Below are 1,255 nucleotides of genomic sequence, written 5' to 3'. Positions count from 1 at the left end.
GTTGCCGCCACCGGCATAGCTGCCGACCTGACCGCCGCCCTCGCCGCGCGCGTCGAGCATCTGCAACTCACCGCGGAATTTCTGCAGCACGACCTCGGTCGTGTAGCGGTCATTGCCGGTCTGGTCCTGCCATTTGCGCGTCTGCAACTGGCCCTCGACATAGACCTTCATGCCCTTCTTCAGATACTGCTCGGCCACCTTGGCGATCTGGTCGTTGAAGATGACGACGTTGTGCCACTCGGTCTTTTCCTTGCGCTCGCCGGAATTCTTGTCGCGCCAGCTTTCCGAGGTGGCGATGCGGATGTTGACGACCGGCTCACCCGAGTTCAGGCGGCGGATTTCCGGGTCCGCCCCGAGATTGCCGACCAGAATGACCTTGTTGATGCTACCCGCCATCGTACTTCTCCGCGCTCATCCGAAACAAATTTTTGACGCTGCACCTTACAGCTTGCGGGCAATCGCCGCCCGTCGTGACTGGCTTTTCCCACAAGGTTTTTGTTCTCTTTTCGTTCTAGGATGTGGGCGACGCGCTGTCAATGGTTGTCAGCAGCATGTAGTGTTCCGGCCCGGAATTTCCACGTGATCGGGAATGGATGGAGTGCCAGGTGAATTCGATCGCACATGGGGACCAGCCGCGCGAACAGTGGCGCGCCGGTGTCGAGACACGCATGCACGTCTCGGCCAGAAATGGCGCCGCGCAGCTTTGCATCTTTGAGCAGTGGGTCGAACCCACGGTCGGCGCCCCGACGCATTGGCATTCGGTCGAGGAAGTGCTCACCGTCATCGCCGGCACGGCCGAGATGTGGATCGACGACGAGCACAGCGTGCTCACCGCAGGACAGTCTCTCATCATCCCTGCGCACAGGAAGCACGGCTTCCGCAATGTCGGCAACGAATCGCTTCACATCCATGCGGTGCTCGCTTCGCCGATCTTCGAAGCGACGTTCGACGGGCCGGCCGGACTGGTGAGACGCTGGCTTGCTGACGTTCGTAAACAGCGCTTGCCAAATCAATAAGTATCGACTTATGCTTCAGCCATGATCGAGGCAGAGATTTTCCGCGCGCTGGCCGACCCGACGCGCCGCGCCGTCTACGAGCGGCTCGCCGCCAGCGAGATGACCGTGTCGGAGCTGCGCACCGGCATGACGGTATCGCAACCGGCGGTTTCCCAGCACCTGGCGGTGCTGCGCGGCGCCGGCCTGGTGGTCGAACGGCGCGCCGGCCGCAACGCCTATTACCGCGCCGACCCGCAAGG

The 1,255-nt window shown here is 62.2% G+C and carries 3 protein-coding genes; 2 read left to right on the top strand and 1 reads right to left on the bottom strand.

Annotation, left to right across the window (positions count from 1 at the left end; genetic code table 11):
* Window positions 1–396, bottom strand: a 396-nt coding sequence (gene ssb / locus EN780_RS34575; protein ID WP_128276489.1) for a single-stranded DNA-binding protein, incomplete at its 3' end; no start/stop codon positions are given.
* Window positions 397–668: 272 nt separating this feature from the next.
* On the opposite strand from ssb, the gene EN780_RS34570 reads away from it, so the two are divergent.
* On the top strand, window positions 669–1,016 hold the full coding sequence (locus EN780_RS34570; RefSeq protein WP_245500216.1) for a cupin domain-containing protein: 348 nt from the start codon (window positions 669–671) through the stop codon (window positions 1,014–1,016).
* 21 nt (window positions 1,017–1,037) lie between these two features.
* A partial coding sequence (locus EN780_RS34565) for a metalloregulator ArsR/SmtB family transcription factor (RefSeq protein ID WP_133372887.1) occupies window positions 1,038–1,255 on the top strand: 218 nt, incomplete at its 3' end.

It is taken from the genome of Mesorhizobium sp. M4B.F.Ca.ET.089.01.1.1, assembly GCF_004022605.1.
In the GTDB taxonomy this organism is placed as follows: Bacteria; Pseudomonadota; Alphaproteobacteria; order Rhizobiales; family Rhizobiaceae; genus Mesorhizobium; species Mesorhizobium abyssinicae.
This window is presented reverse-complemented; position numbering and strand designations above follow the sequence as displayed.